25 protein-coding genes are annotated in these 22,338 nt (G+C 41.4%); 18 read left to right on the top strand and 7 right to left on the bottom strand.

Annotated elements, in window-relative coordinates; genetic code table 11:
• Positions 1-13 precede the first annotated feature (13 nt).
• Together aceA and hpaB are read left to right on the top strand one after the other, a co-directional pair.
• Positions 14-1,309: an isocitrate lyase gene (gene aceA, locus ACQ4XT_RS09805; RefSeq protein WP_446853528.1), complete on the top strand. Its 1,296-nt coding sequence runs from the start codon at positions 14-16 to the stop codon at positions 1,307-1,309.
• 146 nt (positions 1,310-1,455) lie between these two features.
• Positions 1,456-2,895, top strand: coding sequence for a 4-hydroxyphenylacetate 3-monooxygenase, oxygenase component (hpaB, locus tag ACQ4XT_RS09810; protein WP_446853529.1), 1,440 nt, complete (start codon positions 1,456-1,458; stop codon positions 2,893-2,895).
• Between the two features lie 11 nt (positions 2,896-2,906).
• On the opposite strand, the gene ACQ4XT_RS09815 is transcribed toward hpaB, so the two are convergent.
• Positions 2,907-3,044: a hypothetical protein gene (locus ACQ4XT_RS09815; protein ID WP_167356006.1), complete on the bottom strand. Its 138-nt coding sequence runs from the start codon at positions 3,042-3,044 to the stop codon at positions 2,907-2,909.
• Positions 3,045-3,170: 126 nt separating this feature from the next.
• Between ACQ4XT_RS09815 and ACQ4XT_RS09820 the strand changes: the two genes are divergently transcribed.
• On the top strand, positions 3,171-3,371 hold the full coding sequence (locus tag ACQ4XT_RS09820; RefSeq protein ID WP_446853530.1) for a DUF4025 domain-containing protein: 201 nt from the start codon (positions 3,171-3,173) through the stop codon (positions 3,369-3,371).
• Positions 3,372-3,373: 2 nt separating this feature from the next.
• A complete protein-coding gene (locus ACQ4XT_RS09825; RefSeq protein ID WP_446853531.1) occupies positions 3,374-3,631 on the top strand; it encodes an alpha/beta-type small acid-soluble spore protein in 258 nt (85 codons plus the stop codon).
• A gap of 51 nt (positions 3,632-3,682) precedes the next feature.
• On the opposite strand, the gene ACQ4XT_RS09830 is transcribed toward ACQ4XT_RS09825, so the two are convergent.
• Positions 3,683-4,132: a hypothetical protein gene (locus ACQ4XT_RS09830; protein ID WP_446853532.1), complete on the bottom strand. Its 450-nt coding sequence runs from the start codon at positions 4,130-4,132 to the stop codon at positions 3,683-3,685.
• A gap of 74 nt (positions 4,133-4,206) precedes the next feature.
• Here ACQ4XT_RS09830 and ACQ4XT_RS09835 point away from each other — a divergent pair, with 74 nt between their 5' ends.
• Positions 4,207-4,803 (top strand): serine/threonine protein kinase, encoded by a 597-nt coding sequence (locus ACQ4XT_RS09835; protein WP_446853533.1) that lies wholly within the window; start codon positions 4,207-4,209, stop codon positions 4,801-4,803.
• 66 nt (positions 4,804-4,869) lie between these two features.
• Positions 4,870-5,109: a hypothetical protein gene (locus tag ACQ4XT_RS09840; protein WP_446853534.1), complete on the top strand. Its 240-nt coding sequence runs from the start codon at positions 4,870-4,872 to the stop codon at positions 5,107-5,109.
• A 41-nt stretch (positions 5,110-5,150) separates the two neighbouring features.
• On the opposite strand, the gene ACQ4XT_RS09845 is transcribed toward ACQ4XT_RS09840, so the two are convergent.
• Positions 5,151-5,909: a TrmB family transcriptional regulator gene (locus tag ACQ4XT_RS09845; RefSeq protein WP_446853535.1), complete on the bottom strand. Its 759-nt coding sequence runs from the start codon at positions 5,907-5,909 to the stop codon at positions 5,151-5,153.
• Positions 5,910-6,643: 734 nt separating this feature from the next.
• Here ACQ4XT_RS09845 and ACQ4XT_RS09850 point away from each other — a divergent pair.
• Positions 6,644-7,813, top strand: a complete 1,170-nt coding sequence (locus ACQ4XT_RS09850; protein ID WP_446853536.1) for an MFS transporter — start codon at positions 6,644-6,646, stop codon at positions 7,811-7,813.
• Positions 7,814-7,844: 31 nt separating this feature from the next.
• Here ACQ4XT_RS09850 and ACQ4XT_RS09855 read toward each other — a convergent pair whose 3' ends face one another.
• Positions 7,845-9,593: a glycoside hydrolase family 66 protein gene (locus tag ACQ4XT_RS09855; RefSeq protein ID WP_446853537.1), complete on the bottom strand. Its 1,749-nt coding sequence runs from the start codon at positions 9,591-9,593 to the stop codon at positions 7,845-7,847.
• A gap of 54 nt (positions 9,594-9,647) precedes the next feature.
• Positions 9,648-12,731 (bottom strand): glycoside hydrolase family 31 protein, encoded by a 3,084-nt coding sequence (locus tag ACQ4XT_RS09860; protein WP_446853538.1) that lies wholly within the window; start codon positions 12,729-12,731, stop codon positions 9,648-9,650.
• Positions 12,732-13,120: 389 nt separating this feature from the next.
• On the opposite strand from ACQ4XT_RS09860, the gene ACQ4XT_RS09865 reads away from it, so the two are divergent.
• From ACQ4XT_RS09865 to copZ, 11 genes are all read left to right on the top strand, one after another.
• The gene (locus ACQ4XT_RS09865) at positions 13,121-13,297 is read left to right on the top strand and encodes a YfhD family protein (RefSeq protein ID WP_089654190.1); all 177 of its coding nucleotides are present in this window, start codon (positions 13,121-13,123) and stop codon (positions 13,295-13,297) included.
• 186 nt (positions 13,298-13,483) lie between these two features.
• Positions 13,484-14,395 (top strand): glycine betaine ABC transporter substrate-binding protein, encoded by a 912-nt coding sequence (locus ACQ4XT_RS09870; protein ID WP_446853539.1) that lies wholly within the window; start codon positions 13,484-13,486, stop codon positions 14,393-14,395.
• A gap of 276 nt (positions 14,396-14,671) precedes the next feature.
• Entirely contained in the window at positions 14,672-15,619 is a 948-nt protein-coding gene (locus ACQ4XT_RS09875) for an AAA family ATPase (RefSeq protein ID WP_446853540.1), read from the top strand.
• Positions 15,616-16,824: a DUF58 domain-containing protein gene (locus ACQ4XT_RS09880; RefSeq protein WP_446853541.1), complete on the top strand. Its 1,209-nt coding sequence runs from the start codon at positions 15,616-15,618 to the stop codon at positions 16,822-16,824. Before ACQ4XT_RS09875 ends, ACQ4XT_RS09880 begins: the two co-directional genes overlap by 4 nt.
• A gap of 2 nt (positions 16,825-16,826) precedes the next feature.
• Positions 16,827-18,047, top strand: a complete 1,221-nt coding sequence (locus ACQ4XT_RS09885) for a hypothetical protein (RefSeq protein WP_446853542.1) — start codon at positions 16,827-16,829, stop codon at positions 18,045-18,047.
• 87 nt (positions 18,048-18,134) lie between these two features.
• Positions 18,135-18,941 (top strand): VLRF1 family aeRF1-type release factor, encoded by an 807-nt coding sequence (locus tag ACQ4XT_RS09890; protein WP_446853543.1) that lies wholly within the window; start codon positions 18,135-18,137, stop codon positions 18,939-18,941.
• 265 nt (positions 18,942-19,206) lie between these two features.
• Positions 19,207-19,512 carry an antibiotic biosynthesis monooxygenase family protein gene (locus ACQ4XT_RS09895; RefSeq protein WP_146816746.1) on the top strand — a complete coding sequence of 102 codons (306 nt, stop codon included), beginning with the start codon at positions 19,207-19,209 and terminating at the stop codon, positions 19,510-19,512.
• Positions 19,509-19,877 (top strand): hypothetical protein, encoded by a 369-nt coding sequence (locus tag ACQ4XT_RS09900; RefSeq protein WP_446853544.1) that lies wholly within the window; start codon positions 19,509-19,511, stop codon positions 19,875-19,877. Before ACQ4XT_RS09895 ends, ACQ4XT_RS09900 begins: the two co-directional genes overlap by 4 nt.
• Before the next feature lie 11 nt (positions 19,878-19,888).
• A complete protein-coding gene (locus tag ACQ4XT_RS09905) occupies positions 19,889-20,542 on the top strand; it encodes a cobalamin B12-binding domain-containing protein (protein ID WP_446855645.1) in 654 nt (217 codons plus the stop codon).
• On the top strand, positions 20,529-21,293 hold the full coding sequence (locus ACQ4XT_RS09910) for an STAS domain-containing protein (RefSeq protein WP_446853545.1): 765 nt from the start codon (positions 20,529-20,531) through the stop codon (positions 21,291-21,293). Before ACQ4XT_RS09905 ends, ACQ4XT_RS09910 begins: the two co-directional genes overlap by 14 nt.
• A gap of 134 nt (positions 21,294-21,427) precedes the next feature.
• Complete coding sequence (gene copZ / locus ACQ4XT_RS09915) at positions 21,428-21,634, top strand: copper chaperone CopZ (protein ID WP_446853546.1); 207 nt, start codon at positions 21,428-21,430, stop codon at positions 21,632-21,634.
• 56 nt (positions 21,635-21,690) lie between these two features.
• On the opposite strand, the gene ACQ4XT_RS09920 is transcribed toward copZ, so the two are convergent.
• Both ACQ4XT_RS09920 and ACQ4XT_RS09925 read right to left on the bottom strand, forming a co-directional pair.
• Complete coding sequence (locus ACQ4XT_RS09920) at positions 21,691-22,020, bottom strand: spore coat protein (RefSeq protein WP_146816736.1); 330 nt, start codon at positions 22,018-22,020, stop codon at positions 21,691-21,693.
• Between the two features lie 11 nt (positions 22,021-22,031).
• Positions 22,032-22,289 carry a hypothetical protein gene (locus tag ACQ4XT_RS09925; RefSeq protein ID WP_146816734.1) on the bottom strand — a complete coding sequence of 86 codons (258 nt, stop codon included), beginning with the start codon at positions 22,287-22,289 and terminating at the stop codon, positions 22,032-22,034.
• Positions 22,290-22,338: the final 49 nt, after the last annotated feature.

A 22,338-nucleotide genomic window follows, 5' to 3' on the forward strand; every position in this document is an offset into this window, starting at 1 on the left:
GGGGGATTTCATAATGAATGATCGTATAGAAAAGTTGCGTCACCAGTGGCAGGATGAGAGTCGATGGAGCGGGGTGCAGAGACCATATGAAGCCGAAGAGGTCATTCGGTTAAGAGGGTCCATGGATATTCAACATACCTTAGCGGAAAAAGGTGCTGAAAAGCTTTGGAAGTTAATGATCGAGGAAGATTATGTGCACGCTTTAGGTGCTTTGACAGGAAACCAAGCGATGCAGCAGGTGAAAGCAGGGCTGAAGGCCATCTATTTGAGTGGGTGGCAAGTGGCGGCTGATGCCAACCTTTCAGGTCACATGTATCCTGATCAAAGTTTGTACCCGGCTAATAGTGTACCGCAAGTGGTGAAAAGGATTAATCAAGCTTTGCAACGAGCGGATCAAATCCACCACATGGAAGGCAAAGACGATATCGACTGGTTTGCGCCTATTGTCGCAGATGCGGAAGCTGGTTTTGGAGGGCAGTTGAATGTGTTCGAGTTGATGAAAGGAATGATTGAAGCGGGTGCGGCAGCCGTTCACTTTGAAGATCAGCTTTCTTCGGAGAAAAAATGTGGTCACCTTGGAGGTAAAGTCCTCTTGCCGACACAGACGGCGGTTCGAAATTTGATTTCCGCAAGGTTTGCTGCGGATGTTATGGGAACACCAACGATCATCATTGCAAGAACCGATGCGAATGCAGCGGACCTGATTACGAGTGACGTGGACCCATACGATGCGCCATTCATTACTGGGGAGAGAACGGCTGAAGGTTTCTTCAAAACAAGGTCTGGGTTAGATCAAGCGATTGCACGTGGTTTGGCTTATGCGCCATATGCTGATCTTGTTTGGTGTGAAACATCGGAGCCTAACCTGGATGAAGCCCGTCGTTTTGCAGAAGCCATTCACGAACAATATCCTGGGAAGCTATTGGCTTATAACTGCTCTCCTTCTTTCAACTGGAAGAAGAAGCTGGATGATGAAACGATTGCAAACTTCCAGCGGGAGTTAGGAAAAATGGGATACAAGTTCCAATTTGTTACATTGGCAGGTTTCCATGCATTGAATCACGGCATGTTCGAACTTGCTCGTCAATATAAAGATCGTGGTATGGAAGCCTATTCAGAACTTCAGCAGGCAGAGTTTGCGAGCGAAATTCACGGATATTCTGCGACGCGACATCAGCGTGAAGTTGGAACAGGATATTTTGATGAAGTCGCTCAAGTCATCTCAGGTGGAACCTCTTCTACAACGGCATTGAAAGGGTCAACAGAAACGGAACAATTCAACACGGAAACCGTCAGCCCTTCTTCCTAATAGGAGCAAATAAATGAGTGAGAAACGTCGGGAGTGTTGAACTTCCTGGCGTTTCTTTTTATTGTCCATAAAGCACAATTCCCAGCCAAATTAATATGGTATGATATCAGTTATTTTCAGTGATTGCGAAAATCAGGAGTGATATCATGCCGGTGATTTCAGGAAAAGAATATATGAAACGGATCGATGCGATGCATGCGGAAGTGTGGGTAGCCGGTGATAAAGTGACGGGAAATATTTCTGAACATCCTGCTTTTAAAGGGATCATCAACAGCCAGGCGGAACTCTACGATCTTCAATGTGATAATAAGGAAGACATGACTTTTTCCTCGGAAACGACAGGGAACCCATTAGGGCTGTCTTACTTAATTCCAAGAACGAAAGGGGACTTGGAAAGAAGGAGAAAAATGATTCAACGGTGGGCTCTTCATTCTGGAGGAGTGATGGGGAGAAGCCCGGATTACATGAACACCGTGCTCGCTGCCTTCGCCGCATCTATTGATGTTTTGGACGGCGAAGAGAACTGTCATCCGGAACGGCTTCTGCAATTTTATGAATATGCCCGAGAGAATGATTTGTCGTTTACCCATACGTTCGTTAACCCTCAAAGCAACCGCTCCAAGTTAGCTTTCTTAGAAGAGGATGTCACCAATGCTCGAATCATGGACCGGACCGAACAAGGTTTGATCATTAAAGGAGCGAAACTTCTGGCCACTCAAGGAGGAATAACGGATGAGATCATTGTCTTTTCCGCTCCTGGTGCACAGGAAAATGCTCACGCCTACTGCTTTTCAATTCCGAGCAACACAAAAGGATTAAAGTTTATATGCAGGGAATCGTTCGCGAATCATGGACCATCTTATGATTATCCTTTATCCTCACGTTTCGAAGAGATGGACACGATCGTTATTTTTGATGATGTCCTCGTTCCATGGGAGCGGGTTTTCATCCACGATAATATCCGAGCAGCAACCCGTTTGTATGTGCAGGGGAAATTTGTTCCTTTTACGTTACACCAAATTGTTTCACGGCAAATCATTAAAACCGAATTTTTACTAGGAATTGCTCAAGGAATCGTGGACACCATTCAAATCGGTGATTATCAACATGTTCAAAGTAAAGTTGTGGAAATAGTCAAAGGATTGGAAGTTATGAAGGCACTTATCATCAAGTCCGAACAGGAAGCGTCTGTGGATGCTTCAAGGATTATGGTTCCTGCAAAGCAACCGTTATATGTGGCTGTTAATCAATTTCAAGAATCCTATCCGAGATTTGCTGAGATCCTTCAGATTCTTGGAGCCAGCGGGATGATGTCAATTCCGCAAAAGGCAGATTTTGAAGGGGAAGTCGGAGAGCAACTGGACCATTTTTTACAGGGGGTCGAGGTGAGTGGGAAAGATCGAGTCTCCCTTTTTCGGTTAGCCTGGGATTTGACGATGAGCAGTTTTGGTTCCAGACAAACGCTTTATGAACGATTTTTCTTCGGGGATCCTGTCCGGCTCTCGCAAACCATTTATCAACTTTATGATGAAAATCATGCTTTGAAAAGCATTCAAGCGTTCTTACCAAAAAAAGCTGACAAGTAAATGTCAGCTTTTTAACGTTTAGCGTTCGCTTTTTTTGCTTTTTGTTCTAACTGAGAGCGAGGTTGCTGATCGGCGACATCTTCAGAAAGTCCCTGCGGGTTTACCGTATTGCCGGCATTTCTTTTAAATGCATTGCTTTTCTTACTCATAAGCACACCTCCTATTGCTTATTTTGGAATATTGATCGATTTTTATCCATGTTTTTAATAGGCAAAAGCTTACAACGAATGGGTTGTTCAAACATGCAAAGGCTAAGCTTAAAGGAGGAATGAGGTATGAAGCAAAAGCAAGATAAGCGTAAACATAATCAGGACACGAGCGACTTCGGTTCCCAGGGCTTAGCCATTACACAGGAGCAGGTATCCGACACGCTCACGGAGGGGACGTATGATGCCAAGATTGATGAAGTGGATGAAAATGGTCAGTTGATCAGCCATAAAGGTGAGGATATCAAAAAAGGAAAGAAGCGTGACTGATCATGGCTCGAAGAAATAAACTGCTTGTTCCAGAAGCGAGGGCAGGGCTGGATCAAATGAAAGCTGAACTCCTCCAGTCCTCCTCTCCTGATCAGACGAAATATGAAGTGGCAGAGGAACAGGGAATCCCCTTAAAAAGAGGAAACAATGGTGATCTGTCTACGCGGGATGCAGGTAAAATCGGAGGGCAGATTGGCGGACGAATGGTAAAAGAATTGATTCGCAGAGCCCAACAACAAATGGAAAAAGATCAAAGGTAAGAGGCGCGAAGCAGCGCCTCTTTTATGACACTGTATGCTATTCGGAAAAGCTTATGTTTTATTAGCTAACATGTCTTTTGGATGCATCATTCTTAACTGATCAAGTTCTTTTTTATGGTAAAGGAATTCGGATTTATTTTTATATACAAGGGCCTGATCAATCTGGTGTTGATGCACAAGAATGGCTAATTCAAGATCCATTTCTGTATAGAGTGAACGGTCCTCATATTTTTCATCAATAAAAGGAATCGACATATAAAAAGGGTCCGCATCATTTTTTCTAACCGCGATATACCATCCTGCATTGTCTACATAAAAAGGATCTTCCAGGATGTGAAGGTGATCCCCTTGGTTGAATTCAATGATTTCATGGCACGTGCATTCTTGATTGCCTTTTTCGTATGTGAACGTTTGTAGAACGGTTAAGGTATTCTCCATAGCCATTCTCCTTTCAAGGTGATAAAACAATAATAATTGATAATGATTATCAATGTCAAACAAAAATCCACTTCTTTTTCTGATAATTTTGGTATAATGATATAAATAAAATGGATTTTTCATAGAGGAGAATCTTTATGGGGAATATCAAAGATTTGGTTGGAAACGTACAGTTTGATGGGAATTGTGCCATCGTTGTACCTCGTGAATTCCAATGGATCGGCCAAGGAAGAAGTGCCGTGGTGTACCGGTTGAAAGGGACAGATACAGCGATAAAGATTTTTTATCCAGGTTATGAGGATCTGGCCCTTATTGAAGCAGAAGTTTATGAGAAGCTTAATAATCATGAGTTTTTTCCAGCTTTTTATGAAAAAGGAGAAGGTTATTTAACCATGCAGTACGTGGAAGGGATCACTTTTTATGACTGTCTCGTAAACGGGGTGGCTATCACGGAAGAGATGGTCCAACGTGTAGATGAGGCGCTTGAATTTGCCTGTCGTTTAGGCTTCAACCCTTCTGATACTCATTTGAAGAACATCCTGCTTACTACTGATGGTGAAGTGAAAGTGATTGATGTCGTTCGTTTCACTCAGGAATTTGATTGTCCGCATTGGCGTGATTTGAAAAAAGCCTATGCAACCTTTTACCAACGCCGCTATGTCCCGAAAAAATTCCCGAGATTTTTTATAGAGTTTATCATTCGCTTGTATCGTAAAAGGTTGCTGCCGATTTAAACATTCCCGTTGTTTGATCATCCAATTTTCTGGGAAAACCATGAACTAGAAAGGTGGAATGTGATCATGACACAGCATCGTTTAAGTGATGTAGAAGTCGGTAAAAACTACAAGGCCAAAGAGTTAGACAGTTTTGTATCCACAACTGATGTTCTTGTTCTTTCCAACAATGATTCACAACTTTTCACAGAACCTGAAAGGGAGTATAAAGTTGTCGATGTATTTGGAGGTTTTTTTGAACATTCCTCTGAAGATGGAGAGAAATATTTCCGTGAAAAGAAAGCCTATGTCGTTGAAAAGGTATAGAAAAAAGGCGTCCAGGAAGGGCGCCTTTTTATGTTGAAAAATCAGTATCTTAATTTCATGAGAATTTCCCTGATGTCCTCGTCGGCGATGAGAATTTCCTCGTATTTCTTCGTAATTTCAGTCAATGCCACATCATGGTAGAAGAATTCAGTAAAGAATTTCACTAATGGTTTGGATAAGGTATGAATCCCCTGAAATGCATCCCCCTCCACACCTGCAAATAAAATTTCCTCATGATCAATAATTATAAGCTTGTGCCTCTCAAGGGCTTCGTGTTTTTCGTCGGGAAGGAGGATATGGGTGTGCAGTTTTTCTGAATCCAGTTCACCGACAGAAAGCAGCTCTACTTTTATACCTTCTTTCTTTTTTTCTTCCAAAAGGGGAAGTAGGGGAGCCAATTCATCACTCCATCCAGTAACGAGTATTTCCTCCGTTGCGGTTTGAATCCGCTCTTTTAATAATGCATTGATAGAAGCATCATTTTGAATCGTCCACACACGTTCATCTGAATCATGAAGCTTAAAAGTCGAATTTCTTATTTCGTCTATGTTGGATTGAAATTCAGTCGTCAGCTTCTCAATCGTGGTCTCCAGTGAAAGGGCGGTGTAAAGTTTTTTTCTTTCTTGAAAAGAAGTAAGAATCAACCCTTTTTCTACAAGACGCTGAAGGACTTCATAGATCTTCGATTTCGGGACTTGTGAATATTTGACGATGGATGTGGCATCCATAGGCTCTTCACTTGCTGTAAGGACTTCGAAAACTTGGCTTTCATACTGAGTGAATCCGAATTTCTGTAACATCATGTACCTCGCTTTTTGTGAACAGATTTTAGATTAATTGTAGAATAACCTTATTCAATATAATGGCAGGATTGTGGCAGACTCAGTTTCGAGATGTTTCGGGGTTCGTTATCGTGTTGAGCGCCAGGGGTGGCTGGGAAGCTACTCGCTTTCCTGCGGGGATGACGGCAAGCCTCCTCGCGCTTCGCACTGCGGGGTCTCGCCAGCCAATCCATTCCCGCGGGAGTCTCGCAGCTTCCCAACCACCCCTTTCAGTGTAAGGGAGAAACGAACCCTTGTACCAAGTTGGAGGGTCTTCCACTATCCAACTGTTAGAGGTATAAACCGCTGTGGATTAAGCTTCTAAGTTTATGGAGGTGTTCTATAACCCACTTCCCATAATTATATGAGCTGACCTTTTGGTAGTGGTTTCGAGGATCTTCCTTGGCAAAGGGGCGGAGGGGGATGGCGAGACTCCTGCGGGAAAAAAGGGCAGGGTGAGACCCCACAGGACGAAGTCCGAGGAGGCTCACCGCGCTCCCGCGGAAAGCGAGCTATTCCCCGCAGCCCCCCATCCACTCAACAAAACTCTCGAAACTGCCACAAACGGGAGCTTTAGTATAATGCAATCATTTTATTGATGCTTTAGATTTAGAATACATGGAGGAATGAAAAACGTAAACATTTCCTCTTGTTTTATCCTTTCCTAATGGTTACCATTGTAGTGGTAACCTAATAGAAAGGGTCATGCAATCATGAATAAAAAAGTTTATTTGTTAGCACTTGTTGCATTTGTTGTTGGAACCGTTGAATTGATTATCGGTGGGATTTTAGACCTTGTTGCTGATGATCTAGGGATTACTCTTGGTCAAGCTGGTCTATTAATCACTATTTTTTCCTTAGTATTTGCGGTGGCATCACCGATTTTACTCACGGCAACCGCCCGGTTTGACCGAAAAAAATTGATGCTTGTCACGTTGGTTATTTTCTTTCTTGGAAACATGCTCGCCTATTTGAGTCCGAATTATTCCACAATCATGCTGGCGAGGGTAATAACAGCAGCGAGTGGATCATTGCTTGTAGTGCTGGCTGTGACGATTGCCTCTGCAATTGTGACTAAAGAGTACAGAGGTAGAGCGATTGGTACCATTTTTATGGGCATCAGTGGTTCTCTTGTTCTTGGAGTTCCTATTGGATTGACGATTGGGAACAGCTTTGGCTGGAGAGCACCTTTTTTACTGATTAGTGTACTGTCTTTGCTCTCTTTTGTGGCCGTTTGGATTTCATTAGGGAAAATTGCTCCGAAACCCGTCATTTCTATTAAGGAGCAATTGAGAACGTTGAAAGATAAAAAGATTTTCTCTGCACAGCTGACCTCATTTTTGTTTTTAACGGGTCACCTTGCTCTGTATGCTTATCTGACTCCATTTCTTAAGTCGGAAATGGGGATGAACGGGACTTGGGTGAGCATTGTTTACTTCATCTTCGGTGTCGCTGCCGTTATGGGTGGAGGAGTCGGAGGATTCTTGTCAGACAAATTTGGATCTGAGAGAAGCATTCTGGGCATTATTCTAGTTTTTGCGGTCGCTATCTTTACCATTCCGCATGTCACGTTCTCTCTACCCTTATTTTTAATGGTGATGGTGATTTGGAGCGCATTAAGTTGGGCGGTCACACCTGCACAGCAAAATTATCTGATTTCCTCAGCACCTGAAACTTCAGATATTCAGCAAAGCCTGAACAACTCTGCGTTACATTTCGGGATTGCTTTTGGTTCTTCTATCGGTGGTATTGTCATCGAGCAGACTTCGGTCATTCATAATGCAACCGTTGGAGGATTTTTCGTGCTTATCGCTCTGGCTACCGCCTATTTTTCCATTACTCGCGGAAGACAAATGTATGAAAAAGAAGCTTTGCAGCAATAGCAGTAAAACCCACCGTACTCGGTGGGTTTTTTTATTCTCCTTTATATTCAATAGCAATCATGTCCCAGTATTCCAAGTGAGGGAGGGTGAAGGAAAGTTGCTCACCGGTTTGCTCAAATTCAACAGGAACCGGGATCCCTTTCTTCAAATCAGGGGAGGCCATCCAAACTTTCTCTACTTGTCGTGTTTCATCCATTTGAATAGAGAGATCATTTTTCACTTCTGGTTTCTTTTGTGTTCCATTGGGATCACGCCAGTTCATATGCTCAGCATCTGTAAAGTTAAGAAGGTGAACAATCTTTTTGTCCTTGGTTTTTTTGCTGAATGTATAAACCGAACCCTTTTCTGGTTGAAGAGAGATATTTGTTGTATTTGAAGCGATAGCTAACTCATCGGGGGAAAGCTCATCTCCTCGTAAAAGGTTTTGATAGCCGACCATAAAATCATAGTAATGGACGAGACGCTCTTCCAAGTTTTTTGTCATCGTCAAGTGATCGTTTGGAAAGTACTCTTTGGACAGCATATGTTCTCCAAGTTCTATATGGGCGCCGCCATGAGCAAAAATCAATGCGTCTGTAAGCAAAATGCCTGGAAGGTTAAACACGCCTTCCTGATCTGCAAGGTCATAGTTCATGTATGCAGCCAAGACGGTATTTTTATTCCATTTTTGCTCGTTTTCAATCAAGACGTTCTTTAATTGTTCGTAGGTAGTGATTGGATCCCATACTTCCGTGTAAAGAAATGGAGCACCAGCATTGGAAATTTCCTCTTGGCCATATTGATTGACCGCATTCATAATGAAAGAATAATCAGGAAACCTTGACCTCACAGCCTCGAGAAAATGTTTGTAACTTTTCTTCATGAATAAGGGGTCACCAGAATTTTTGTAAACATCCCCACGCTCTCCTAATTGATCGATATGCCAACCATCAAAGGAAAGAGCATCATACACGTTCTGTTGTTTTGCAAAAATGTAGTCCTGCCATTCAGGGTTTCCTGGGTCGGTTAAGAAGATATCACTCTTCCAATTGTCAGGAAGGGCGTGGCGGTCTACTTCAATCGTATCCTTGTCTTTATAAACATACCATTCCGGACGAACACCATCATGCTCAGCACCTGATAGAGTCCCGTATAAAAGGTTGTAAGCCATTGCCTGCATGTCTTTCTCGTGAGCTAAATCAATGTAATGGTCTAATGTATTAAATGCTACGGGCTCATTGGCTATGTTGGACCAGAGATTGAGTGGTTCTTCATTAATCATATTTAAAGGCTGGTGGTGCTCGTCATGCCAGTCATAAAATTGAAGCGCATTGATATGGAAACGACTCAAGCGATTGATGACTTCCTGCTGCTCTTTTTCTTCCATCATATGAAATTCAGATAAGAACCCATATCTAGGGAAGGCTGTCCATGAAGAGGAAACATCAACAGCGATCGTCTTCGTTGCCTTGCTGTCATTAGAAGGCTTCACTTCAACTAAATATCCCTGGTGATCTCTTTTCGGTGGAGTCCAGGTCCATTCTAGGGATTCTCCCTCTTGTTCAACGGTGGTACGTTCGATGAGTTGGCCTTTGTAATAATATTGAACAACAAAATTGGTCATGTCCTCGTTATTGATTTTCGCTGTAAATTCTACAGCCTCTCCCGGGTTATATTTGGCCTGGTCTTTGGAAAGCTGTTGGATTTCCACATGAGGTTCTGGTTTGTCATTACATATTGTAATGATTACCAATGCTTGGAATAAAAGGAGGATTACTAGTACGATCGATTGTTTGTTCATGAAATCAGCCTTTATGACAAATGGCTAGCAGAAAGACTGCTAGCCATTTGTATATTATTTAAAATGGTTAAAGAAAGCGAAATGGAATTTTTCTTTAAAGAATTGGAAGAAGATCGAATATAGTTCTTGTTGTCTTTCTTCTTTAGATTTCTCTTCTTCTTTATCTTCTGATTGATCACTCTCGTGGTCATCATCCTTATTCCATTCAGATTTCTTATCGCGATTCTCTTGTTCATCACGATCGTTGTCTTTGTCTTCCTCATGTTCATCATCACGATCTTGTTGCTCATCGCGGTGGTCATCTTTGTCTTCCTCATGTTCATCATCACGATCTTGTTGCTCATCGCGGTGGTCATCTTTGTCTTCCTCATGTTCATCATCACGATCTTGTTGCTCATCGCGGTGGTCATCTTTGTCTTCCTCATGTTCATCATCGCGATCTTGTTGCTCATCGCGGTGGTCATCTTTGTCTTCCTCATGTTCATCATCACGATCTTGTTGCTCATCGCGGTCGTCGTCTTTGCTTTCCTCATGTTTATCATCGCGTTCATTTTGCTCATCACGTTTGCCTTCATGATGACCAGGTTTGTCGTCTTTCTTACCATTGAAGAAAATCTTCACTTTATGTTTCTCATCTGCTGGTACATTCACATAAAGAGCTTGTTCTTCATTGTCATAGAAGAAGGACTCTTGATTTGATTTTACTTCCTCTACAGAGCTGACTTCCATGTATTTCGCTTTTGCAGCACGTACACGTGTAGGTGCTTCTTCTCCATTAAGCTTCAGTGTATAAGATTCTAAGTCAGTATCGTAGCCTGTAGCTTTTTCTTTTTTCTTGAATTCAATGTGTTTCCCTTTACGTTTCACTTCCAGGTCCGTCACATTGTACTCGCCATCCTTGTAATCTAATGTTGCGCCATCATCTTCATAGAAAGAGTAGGTTGCTTTCTCATCCAAGTAGGTGTCTAGAACAAGGTTTTCAAGTGGCTTTTCACCGGTATATTGCTGAACTTCACGTGTAGGGATCATGGAATCCTTTTTAACGTAAATGGGAAGGTGGTCCAGTTGTGCTTCTGTCGTGATGGTCTGACCGCCGTCAAATTCTTCACCCGTCCAATAGTCCACCCATGTTTCTCCTTCAGGCAGGTATACGTCACGTTCCGTTTGCCCCTGCTTAACGACAGGTGCAAGCATCATTTCTTTACCAAACATGAATTGATCACTTACGTCATAGGTGTTCTCGTCTTCTTGGAATTGGTAGACAAGCGGTTGCTGGACAGGTGTTCCATTTTCAGCCGCGTCGATGAATGCGTTGTATAAGTAAGGCATGAGTTGATAGCGCATTTCGATGTATTTTCTGCTGATGTCTTCCACTTCTTGACCGAAAGCCCAAGGTTCTTGAGCTTGTTTCTTTCCTTCTGCTTTCTTATCACTATCATAGTGTACACGGGAGAATGGCAGGAATGCCCCTACTTCCATCCAGCGTGCAAACATTTCGGCATCTGGTCGACCTGCGAACCCGCCGATATCGTTTCCTACGAATGGAACACCAGAAAGTCCAACGTTCATGTTCATAGGTAGAGACATGGCTAAGTGATCCCATTCACTTACATTATCGCCTGTCCAAAGAGCAGCATAACGTTGAGAACCTGCATACATATCACGTGTCAATACGAATGGACGCTCGTTCGGCTTGTACATTTCGAAAGCATTGTATGTAGCTTCTGCTTCGTCATGTCCATAAAGGTTATGATATTCTTCGTGTGTTCTTTGTTTTTCGCCTTCGCCAAATGTTACATCCAACGGCATGGTGTGATAAGGACCATCGAAGACAGCTGGTTCGTTCATATCATTCCAAACCCCATCGATTCCTTTATCAAAGAGGATGTCATGCTTGCCTGCCCACCAGTCACGCACTTCTTCTTTTGAGAAGTCAGGGAACATGGAGTCTCCAGGCCAAACTTCTCCTACAAAGTTTGTTCCATCAGGATTTTTGGCCCAGTAGTCGTTGGCTGTACCTTCGTCGTACATGAAGTAACCAGGATCTTTTTTAACGGCAGGATCGTTAATTGTGATTTTTTTGAAGTTCATGTCATCCAGTTTTTGGTGTAGAGCTTCGTCACCAAATTTATCGGACCATGTAAAGACACGGTATTCATCCATATAGTCAATATCGAAGTGCATCGTGTCTACAGGGATCTCTTTTTCACGATACGTTTCTGCTACACGTTCGATATCTTCCGCTGAATATTCCCATTTGGATTGGTGCAAACCAAGCGTCCACTTGGCGGGCTTGTCCATTTTACCCGTCAATTCTGTGTAACGATCAAGAACATCTTCAATTTCAGGACCATACATGAAGTAGTAGTTTAATGTGCCGTCATCGGCGTAGAAGTAATAGTAATCGTCGCTTTCACTCGCCATTTCAAAATAAGAACGGTTCGTGTTATCGAAAAACATTCCGTATGCTTTTTCATTTTTCAAACCGATGAAGAAAGGAATGGATGTGTATAAGTATTTCGTGTCTGTTTCATATGCATATGCGTCCGTATTAAACATTCCAATGCTTTCACCACGCTGGTTCACATCAAGCCCAGATTGTTCGCCAAATCCGTAAAAAGCTTCATCTTCTGTCGTTTTCTTATATACGTATGGCCTTTCACCATCATATCCAGAACCGTTTTCCATGTAATCTTCGTTGATTACATTCCCATCCTTATCAAGGAATTTAACGCCGAAAGGTTCTTTTTTGATTTTGATGGTGATCTCTTCAGTGGCGAGAGTAATTTCGCCTTCTGCATCAGACATATCAAAAGAAGGGGTATTCCATTCTTTTTTGCTGATGGCTTCAGAGAAGTACTCTTCTTCTCCCTCTTTTAAAATCGAAACTTTTGCCATGTCTTCAGAAAAAAGACGGATAAAAGCGGTTTGATCAGAGGATAAATCGAGCTTCACTCCATTTTCAAGCTGTTCAACACCTTCTACCTGAAGTTGTTTCTTTACAGCTTCCTGGTTCAGCTCTTGATCAGGGTGGGGTTGTGTTACCGCTAGTACGTTCGGTGCTTGTGCTGCCAGTACCGTAGCGGCAATAGCCGTTGTAGCAACTAAGCGGGAAATTTTTCTGGATGGTTTGTTCATCTTCGTTATTCACCTCGAATGGAAATATTTGCGTCAACCGGTTGCGCAAATCAACTGTATACCGAGAGTGAAAAACTGACAATATAGGAAATATGGAATCGTTACCATAAGTCATAAGAACCATAAGCCTTATGATTAAGGCAATGGAAGCGGTTGATAGAGATTTTGTAAGAGTTTCCAAAAAAAAGTGAGATTCCAACCAATGGTTCATGATTTACGATTCCTTAACAAATGTGGGGACTTTGGGTTCTTTTTATGTAAAAAGTGTGTGAACCCCCATAAAGGCATTGTTCGAACCGAATATTCGGCCACTGAGGTTTTATGATAAGAATATTTTTGGCGATTCGAAAAATACTATCCTTGTTCCAATTAAAAAGGAGGGGAAGAACATGGGTAGAGACGAACACCGTAAGAACAAAGGAAAACAAAAACGTAAGTTACCTCAAACTCCTAAAAATCAGAAGAACATTGATGTAGAGTTCTCTGAAGAATTAGCGGATCGTGAAGATAAAATCGCTCAACAAAGAGCGGAAGCTGCAGACCGCCGCGCTCACAAAAAACAATAATTGGTAAAAATAGCCACACCAGGTCATCCAAAATATGGATGACCTGGTGTGGAATATTCATACAGAAAAACATTTTGTACAGTATAAATTGTTTGAACTTAAATTACTTCATGATATAATTTTAAATTGTGTTTAAAAGATCAATCACATAGTAAATGAATGAATACTTAGAGGAGGTCATTTGTTATGAAACAATGGCGTAAATGGTTACCGGCTGTATTGCTTGGTATTCTCTTAACTTTAGCTGCATGTGGCGGAGAGTCAGGAGAAGATACATCAAATGGTAACGAGAACGAAGGTGAAAGTGCCGAAACTTCTGAAGAAAAAGGAACCGTCAGAATTGGAATGAACAATTGGGCGGAAAACGTTGCCGTTTCGAATATGTGGAAACTTGTCCTTGAAGAGAAGGGCTATACCGTAGAGCTGGAGCAAGTAGAGAAAGGTTTCTTATATGAAGCTTTATCCAGTGGAGATTTGGATATTGGTATGGAGATCTGGCTTCCGAACACGGACAAAGCGTTCTATGAGAAATATAAAGAAGATATCGACTGGCGTGAAACTTGGTATGAAGGAACAAAACTAGGTCTGGCTGTGCCAAGTTATATGGAAGATATCAATTCTATTGAAGATTTGAAAGGCTCCGATGCATTTTCTGACAAGCAGATTGTAGGGATTGATGCAGGAGCAAGTATTATGTCCCTGACAGAAGAAGTCATCAATGAATATGACCTGGATTATACGCTTGCCGCTTCATCTGAGCCAACAATGATCACAGAGTTGAAAAGTTCCATGGAAAGTGAAGAACCTATCGTTGCGACTCTTTGGAAGCCACACTGGGTATTCTCTGAAATGGACCTGAAGTTCTTGGAAGATCCTAAAAACGTTTATGGGGACTCTGAGAATATTTCTTACGCTGCGCGAAAAGGATTAAATGAGGACCAGCCTCAAGTGGTCAAGTGGTTTGACAACTTTATGTTGAACGATGATGAGCTTGGCAGCCTGATGGCCAGTATCAATGAAGCTGGCGACGCACAAGAAGGTGCACAGAAGTGGATTGATGAACATCAAGATCTTATTGATAAATGGACAAAAGAATAAGACACCCAAGACCCGCTTTTCTCTTAGCGGGTCTTTTTTTTTTTGCTCTTAATATCCGGGTACATACTAATAAGATCCTTAAGGAAGAAGAGGTATAATCCTCTCCCGTGGAAAGCGAGCTTCTTTTCAGACCATCCATTTATCCATCGGTCTTCATGTATATGATTTAGGTTTGAATTTCATAGGATATAAGAATCATCTGAATTAAAAGAATTATCTAACACAATTTGGTATAATGGGTAACTGAAGTTTTAGTACAAAGGAGCCCTTTACATAATGAGTATAGAGAAAATAAGAAAAGCGAAAGAAACGATTGGCCGGGTAATTCTCGGTAAAGATGAAGTTGTAGAACTGCTGTTTGTCTCGATCATTGCAGATGGACACGCACTTCTGGAAAGTGTGCCTGGATCTGGGAAGACGAAACTTGCTAAAAGTTTCGCTAAAGTGATGGATGGAAAATTCTCACGGATTCAGTTCACTCCAGATGTCCTCCCGAGTGATGTCACAGGTATTCAATTCTTCAATCCTAAGACACAAGAATTTGAATTGCGTGAAGGTCCGGTCATGACGAATGTCCTCCTCGCAGATGAAATCAACCGGGCAACCCCTAAAACGCAGTCCAGTTTGCTTGAGGTCATGGAGGAGAAGCAAACGACTGTGGATGGCAAAACGTTAACGATTGCTCCACCACTCTTTGTCATTGCAACTCAGAATCCTGTGGAAGGAAACCATGGGACATTTCCTCTTCCTGAAGCCCAATTGGATCGGTTCTTATTCAAAATCGACATGGGATACCCAACAGAACATGAAGAAAAAAATATTTTAAGAACATATCAAAAAAATGAACCATTTGAAACACTTGCCCCCAAAATTTCCTTAGAAGAAATTTTGGATATTCGAGCACAATCAAAAGATATTACCATTGCTGAAGATACAATGAATTATCTTTTAGATCTCGTTCGTATGACGCGTGAAAATGAAGATATCGAGTTAGGGGTCAGTACGAGGGGGGCCCTCGCTTTCATGAGAGCAAGTCAGGCGCGAGCATTACTATTGGGGAATGATTTTGTCCGCCCGGAAGATGTGAAATTCCTAGCCCCTTACGTATTAGAACACCGTATTGTGCTCTCCATGGAGGGGTCCATACGGAAAACAAAAAGCCAGGTGATTCGAGAAGTGATCCAGGAAGTTCCTGTTCCCGTTGAAGCAGGTTCGGTACAGTGAATCATTGGGAAAAGCAACTTGGGTTGGGAAGAAGGTTTTATGATGGCGTTTTGGCTGTGGTTATCCTAACCGGATTGGTGGGGTTTATTATCAATCAGCCGATTTTTTATTTCCCTACAGGACTTCTCATTATATTTATACTTGGGAGTAAAATTTTTGATCATTTCAGTGGTTCAAATTTTGAACTGCATAATGATAAACATTCCATTCGATTGTTTCCAGGAGATGAAGCTGAATGGGAAATCCGTGTGAACAATTATTCAAGGGTTCCTATGTTAAATGGAACGTTATCCTTTGAGACAGGAAAAATGGTAAGTAGTAGAGGAGAAATGATGAATGAATTGAACCATTCCTTTTCTTACAAATTACCTTTTTCGTTAATGAGTCGTGGGGAGTCCGTGGTCCATGTACCAGTGAGAGCTGAAAAACGCGGGGTAACAAAAGCAAGCAATATGTCGTTCCGATTCCCTCACTTACTTAATTTCACTCCTATAAAAATGTGGTATAAAAAGCCGTATCAAACCGAATTTATCGTTTATCCAACTCCGGAACCTGTACTGGGTGTCAAAGAATATATTCATCCGTCCATTGGGGAACAACGTTCAAATTTTTCGCCCTACGAAGATGTTTTAACGCCTTTGGGTACCCGTGATTATGAACAGGGAGATCCCTTTCATAAAATTCACTGGAAAGCGAGTGCGAAATCACAATCTTTGAAGACGAAAGTATTGGAGCGTCAGGTGGATGGGAGTTGGACGATCATTGTCAATGTAGTGGAACAAACAAGACTTGGAAATGAACACTTGTCACCTCGCCTTGAGTCATTATTATCTTATGCGTGCTATTTATGCTATACGGCCACAGAGAGAGGTTATCCATATGAGATGATTATCAATATGCGCAGACCTCAAAGAAATTCTTATTTTTATCAAGAAAAGGGGGAAGGAAACGTTCATTTACGTCAATCCCTGGAAATGTTGGCCCGAATTGACAAAGAACAACGGCTCCTGCCTATGGATCAATTGTTCCACTGGTTTGGGTCCCGCGGCTTAAGCAGTAAAGTTGTTCTCATTGTGGGGGAAATCCCTGATGGAACCATAGATCAGTTAAAAGACTGGGAATCTAAAGGTACTGTTGTCGTTCAGGTGCAGACCAATGGTTCATCTGCCTATTTACGTCCCTTGTTACAAAGGGGGAGGGTTTGAATATGGTGGAAGGAAAAAAGAATATCATTTTTGTATATCAGACCTTAGGGGAAGCCATGCTTTTCTTTGTGCTTTTTTTTCCTTTGATTCAATGGGCATCTCTATCCCTTTCCTATATTCTTTTTAGTACATACGTGATCGTTAGTATGGTTTTATTTTTCCTTATGAGAAGGTGGTTGACAGACTTTACTCCCTATTTAGTTGGTTTAGTGGCATTAATAGCGGCTGCCTATATTATGGGAGACAGTATATTAGTAGCACTCGTGGTCGGATCCTTTCTAGTATGGAGATATTACCGGCACGAAACGGATCCTGATTTGAATAATGAAATTTCATTAATTATATATGCAACGGTTTTCACTTTTATCATGATCTTCTTCTTCCAGTCCTGGGATCTTGTCTACGCATTGATTTCCCTTTACGTGGTCACGTGGGGAGGATATGCTTTTTCACATTATTACAACGTAAATAAAAGGGAGAGAAGAGGTGGGGGGAAAAGTCTTTTCGTCATCTTTCTGTCTTTAATCACAGGCACCTCTCTTATGCTGCTTCTTTTTCCATATCTACGTTTATTAATCGGAACACTCTGGAGTGGGGTTTCGTACGCCTTCCTTGTAGGAGTGAACGGAATTTTGACGCTGCTCGCCAAAATCGGTCTTGATGTATCTAAAATCGAGCCTGTGGAAGAAGATTCTTTGCCGAAAATGAAATTTTCATCTCAGGAAAGGCAGGAAGAGCTCCAACGAATGAATGATAGCAATCAGGAAACTACTCAAAAAGTAGCAGAGGCAATTGAGACAGGAACACTGGTTCTGATTGTCATTGCCATTCTTTTGGCTTTGGTCATCTTTTTCTTTTTAAGAAAAAGAGCGACCATGGATATGGGTCCCGCCTCTGATACTCTCAACTATCAGTATCATGCGTATGATAAAGGAAACAAAAAAAGGTCCTCCTCTTCCATTCCTTTTCGAAGATCACTTACAGAAGGATGGGAAAGAAAGCAGTTTCGATCATTTGAACATTTTGCAAAGCGGCATGGATATGGCAGATATCCCAATGAATCACTGGAAGACTGGTTTGATAGAATCGGGCTTGCTATTGAATCGACGGTCCTTTATCAAAAAGTGCGGTATGGCAGTCAAAAATTAACCTCCGACGAAAAGGATCAATTTGCGCTTGAATTGAAAGAACTGAAACAAAAAATCATCGATAAAAAACATTGACCTCCAGGAAATGAGTTTAAGCACTTCTTTTTCAGGAAACATACAGAATAGATTACATTTACAATTCTTGAAAGGAGTCGCTGTTTTATGGACTTAAATAAAGAAATAAAGAAACTAGAGGCAGTACATTTAGAAAAACCACAAAAAGTATTTACGATGTATTTAAACACCGACCCTTCCGACCCTGATCAACAAGGGGGAGAATGGAAGATCCATTTGAAGAACGGATTGAATAATTTCGAATCTTATCTCCAAGAAGATGGCGATTCGGACGAAAAGAGAAACTATTGGGCAGTAAAAGAAAAAGTGGAGCAATTCATAGAAGAAAATGAACAAAACTTTGCTAAAAGCGTTGTCCTATTCGCCACTGGCGATGATACGGTATGGTTTGCGGAGCGCTTCCAAATGCCTGTGAAAACAGAATTCTACTGGGAAGAAACTCCTGTCCTGGATCAATTGAAAGAAATGCAGAATAAGTTTCCTAAGACAGGAATTATCTTAACTCAGAAAAATCAAATTAAATTGATTGATGCAGAACTTGGAACGTTGAATGACACTCAGTTGTTTGAACTTGATCTGGATACGGAAGATTGGAGACAGCATCAAGGGCCGCACCGTGCACAGCCTTCTATGGGATCTGGTGGTGCCAAAACTTCCAAGAGGGATCAATTTCAAGAGCGCTTTGAAGCCAATCGATATCGTTGGTACAAGAGTGTAGCTCCTAAGATTGATAAACTGGCTAAAGATTATGGCTGGGAGCGCTTCTACCTTGTCGGTGATAAAGAAGAGTTAAAAGACCTGCAGGATAACATGAATAAAGAAGCGGATGATATGATCAACAAGAATCTTCTGGATCATGAAGAGATGCATGTACTTGAGGAAGTTGTACAATAGTAGGAGAAAGAGAGAAGGTGCTGGTGTGATAGCCGGCACCTTTTTTAATGCATGGAGAGTTCTGGACTAAGGAGGTGTTCCCTCGTTTGGAATAGGAACAACCTCCGTCTCTAAAGTCTTGACCATATTTATAGTTGTGGATTATCCCCATGAGGTTTTTGTACATATATTTGATAGCTTTAAGGAGAATCTTAACATTATACATAGAAGAAATAGGTATGATAAAATATTATTTAATGAAAATAAATAGATTGGGGAATGACACATGTTCGTCGTAGATTCTATGGTGCAGGTACCAGATCATAAAGCGGATGATTTAATTGATATATATAGAAAACGATCCCGACTTGTAGATCAGGCGGATGGTTTTATTTCGTTTCAACTGCTGCAGAACGACAGGAAGCCCGGGGAATTAACGGTACACTTGGAATGGGAATCTAAAGAGGCATACCTCAATTGGGCCCGTAGTGAGCAATTCAAGAAAATCCATGAATTAGAAAAGCAATATCCCGATCAGGAACTTCAGGGAATCGTGCCGAAGGTATCTAAATACGAGGTGGTCGCAACGTGAATAAGTCGGAGCAGAGCCGCTTAGTTCAATTAGTAGCAGATGAAATTTATGAGGCTTATCCATACCTTTGGCAAAAATTCGGTCAGAACGGAAGAGACCGGACCGAAGAAGATAACTTTCATCACTTAGATCATTTGCAGGCGGCCTATGAGATGGATAGTGTCGATTTTTTTATTGATTATACGAAGTGGCTGAATACAGTCCTTACCTCGAGGGAAGTTCCTACTTCCCTGATCATTGATAATTATGAACGCCTGGTGCGCCTTCTTAAAGACATGGAGGTTGTGGACGAGGCCCAAAAACAGTGTTATATCAAATATTTGGACGAGTCCTTACAACATTTGTATACACTTTCAAAGAGGTGAATACTTTGGACGTGCAACACGAAATTTTAGCCCATTATTTCCTTCAAGGGGATGAACAAGGGGCAGAAGAATATATTAAAACTTTATTAGAAAAACATCCGAGAGCATATTTGTATGAAGATATCATTACTCCCGCCATGTATTATATTGGAGAACTTTGGGAGAGGAATGAAATATCCGTTGCGGACGAACACCTGGCTACAGCCATCTGCGACTTCGTGCTTTCAAAACTTCACTCAGAAAGCGGTCTTGTAAGTAGAAGACACCAAAAGAATTTCAAAGCTATGTTATTCGGTGTAGAAGAAGAACAACATTACATAGGTTTGAAAATGGTGGCTGATACATTTAAAGACCATGGGTGGAGAGTGCGTTATTTGGGACCGGACCTTCCTTTGGAACACTCTTTTACCCAAATTGAAACATACAGACCTGATGTCATTGGAATATCCGCGGCCTTGCCTTATCGTCTAAAAACAATTAAGAGGTTGTTGGAGCAATTTTCTCAATTAGAATGGAATCCGCTAATTATGATTGGCGGAAGAATAGTGAAGAAGTATGACTTGAAAGAATTTGAATCTAAACACGTGATGGTTGTCAAGGATCTGGATCATCTTAAACGTTGGTTCAATGAAGGAAGGGAAGAAACGATCAATGAAACGAGTTGAACGCAGCTTTCCTTTGCCGCACGTTATCATCAATAAAAACTTTAAGATTGAATCCTTATCGGATGAGGCTGTTGAGATGTTCGGCGAAATAAACAATCTTCTAAATATCATGGATGAAGGTAGCCTCACCAAGATTGATAAATGGGTCACCCCGGATGTTCATAAACTTTCTGTAGAAATTGCAATCAAGCCTTCTGATGAAAATCAGAACCCTATCACATGCGATATGCATGTGAAGTGGAAAAATGATTTGTATGCAGAAGTGTTGATCATACCAAAAGATGAACAGTTATTGAAAGTTACCAAAACTATGGATCAATTGCGGTCCCGTTTGAATGATACAAACTTTCAACTGCTTGAAGAAAAAGAAAAATTGGAAGACGCAATCCAACATGGGAATCGACTCTCGGCTCCGTTTATACGCTTAACGGAAGAAACCGCCTTAATTCCACTCTTTGGTCATATTACGGCTGATAAAATGTACACAGTGGAAGAGCCATTGCTGAAAGCCACACAGAATGGGGATACAGAGAAGGTTCTTTTTGATTTTACGGCAGTAGGACAAATCGACGAGGATGGAGCTCAACTATTGAAAAATTTAATGACTTCCTTATGTTACATGGGTTCACAAGTCATCATTACCGGGATTCGTCCAGAGCAGGTGAAACGAATCCAAATGATTCATTTTTCTTCAGAAATTACTTTTATAAATTCTCTGCATCAGGCATTAAAGAAGTATTGCAGCTATTAAAACTACCCGCTCCTTAAATTAGGAAGCGGGTTTTTTAAATAATCAAAGGTCATCTTTTATTAATATTAAGTTAAGAAATCATTCTTTTGTGGAATAGTTCAATAAGAGCTTAGATTCAGAAAGGGTGTAAGATCATGGAGATGACTTTAGAAGTAAATGGTATGACTTGTAATCACTGCGAGCAGTCCGTAAAGGGTGCCCTTCAAGAATTGGAAGGGGTACATGGTGTTGAAGTTGATCTGGACAGTGGGAAAGTAAATATCACATATGATGAAGCTTATGTAAGCAAAAAAATGATGAAGAAAGCCGTAGAAGCTCAAGGATATGAGCCAGTAGGGTAAACAAAAAGAAGCCCGGAATACCCGGGCTTCTTTTTTAGGTCCACAATCCTTATAAATTACTGGACATTGTATGGCAATTGAGTCTTGTACCCTGTGAATTGTTGATACGTCTGGTCGATTTTTTGTTTCTCCGCCTGCTCAAGGGCATACCACCCATTTTTAAACATGAGGTTATATAAGTTGCGTTGGCAGTCCTGTGTTTCTTTAAAGATTGTAGCAAGATCCTGATAAAGGTTTTGGTTGCTGGCTTCGTTCAACGCAATGTTATAAGAGGCTGTCATGTATTTTTCAGTGGTCAGCTGATCGTTAACAAAGTCTCTCTCATTCATTTGTGGAGTTTTAGGTACGTTTGTTTCAGGATTCTGTATCTTTTGCGTCTGATTCATGCTGTTCCTCCTCAGTTGGTTGTTTGGGATTGAGAATTCAAATGATTAAGGAGCTTATCATAGTGCCGCTGGTGCATTTGCCCAGCTTCTTCTAAAGCTGCCTGAATTTCCGGTGTTTGGCAATTTTGTGCAAAGAAATGAGCTTTTTTACAAGCATTCAAATTCCAGGACAACATATCAGCAAGATAAAGCTGATCTTTTGTGCTCACGATGTTGGGTACTTGAGACATAGGCTGGGATTGCTGCATCGATTGATTTTGTTGTTGCATCACGTTTCCTCCTTCTTTTTTCATTTTTTATTATGACCTTCATCTTCAT

This window comes from Halobacillus sp. 12SKB, from assembly GCF_052941655.1.

Excerpts from the sequence above, each read along its gene's own strand:
- aceA (WP_446853528.1), top strand. The coding sequence starts at position 14 with ATGAATGATCGTATAGAAAAGTTGCGTCACCAGTGGCAGGATGAGAGT.
- hpaB (WP_446853529.1), top strand. The coding sequence starts at position 1,456 with ATGCCGGTGATTTCAGGAAAAGAATATATGAAACGGATCGATGCGATG.
- ACQ4XT_RS09815 (WP_167356006.1), bottom strand. The coding sequence starts at position 3,044 with ATGAGTAAGAAAAGCAATGCATTTAAAAGAAATGCCGGCAATACGGTA.
- ACQ4XT_RS09820 (WP_446853530.1), top strand. The coding sequence starts at position 3,171 with ATGAAGCAAAAGCAAGATAAGCGTAAACATAATCAGGACACGAGCGAC.
- ACQ4XT_RS09825 (WP_446853531.1), top strand. The coding sequence starts at position 3,374 with ATGGCTCGAAGAAATAAACTGCTTGTTCCAGAAGCGAGGGCAGGGCTG.
- ACQ4XT_RS09835 (WP_446853533.1), top strand. The coding sequence starts at position 4,207 with ATGGGGAATATCAAAGATTTGGTTGGAAACGTACAGTTTGATGGGAAT.
- ACQ4XT_RS09840 (WP_446853534.1), top strand. The coding sequence starts at position 4,870 with ATGACACAGCATCGTTTAAGTGATGTAGAAGTCGGTAAAAACTACAAG.
- ACQ4XT_RS09845 (WP_446853535.1), bottom strand. The coding sequence starts at position 5,909 with ATGTTACAGAAATTCGGATTCACTCAGTATGAAAGCCAAGTTTTCGAA.
- ACQ4XT_RS09850 (WP_446853536.1), top strand. The coding sequence starts at position 6,644 with ATGAATAAAAAAGTTTATTTGTTAGCACTTGTTGCATTTGTTGTTGGA.
- ACQ4XT_RS09855 (WP_446853537.1), bottom strand. The coding sequence starts at position 9,593 with ATGAACAAACAATCGATCGTACTAGTAATCCTCCTTTTATTCCAAGCA.
- ACQ4XT_RS09860 (WP_446853538.1), bottom strand. The coding sequence starts at position 12,731 with ATGAACAAACCATCCAGAAAAATTTCCCGCTTAGTTGCTACAACGGCT.
- ACQ4XT_RS09865 (WP_089654190.1), top strand. The coding sequence starts at position 13,121 with ATGGGTAGAGACGAACACCGTAAGAACAAAGGAAAACAAAAACGTAAG.
- ACQ4XT_RS09870 (WP_446853539.1), top strand. The coding sequence starts at position 13,484 with ATGAAACAATGGCGTAAATGGTTACCGGCTGTATTGCTTGGTATTCTC.
- ACQ4XT_RS09875 (WP_446853540.1), top strand. The coding sequence starts at position 14,672 with ATGAGTATAGAGAAAATAAGAAAAGCGAAAGAAACGATTGGCCGGGTA.
- ACQ4XT_RS09885 (WP_446853542.1), top strand. The coding sequence starts at position 16,827 with ATGGTGGAAGGAAAAAAGAATATCATTTTTGTATATCAGACCTTAGGG.
- ACQ4XT_RS09890 (WP_446853543.1), top strand. The coding sequence starts at position 18,135 with ATGGACTTAAATAAAGAAATAAAGAAACTAGAGGCAGTACATTTAGAA.
- ACQ4XT_RS09895 (WP_146816746.1), top strand. The coding sequence starts at position 19,207 with ATGTTCGTCGTAGATTCTATGGTGCAGGTACCAGATCATAAAGCGGAT.
- ACQ4XT_RS09910 (WP_446853545.1), top strand. The coding sequence starts at position 20,529 with ATGAAACGAGTTGAACGCAGCTTTCCTTTGCCGCACGTTATCATCAAT.
- copZ (WP_446853546.1), top strand. The coding sequence starts at position 21,428 with ATGGAGATGACTTTAGAAGTAAATGGTATGACTTGTAATCACTGCGAG.
- ACQ4XT_RS09920 (WP_146816736.1), bottom strand. The coding sequence starts at position 22,020 with ATGAATCAGACGCAAAAGATACAGAATCCTGAAACAAACGTACCTAAA.
- ACQ4XT_RS09925 (WP_146816734.1), bottom strand. The coding sequence starts at position 22,289 with ATGCAACAACAAAATCAATCGATGCAGCAATCCCAGCCTATGTCTCAA.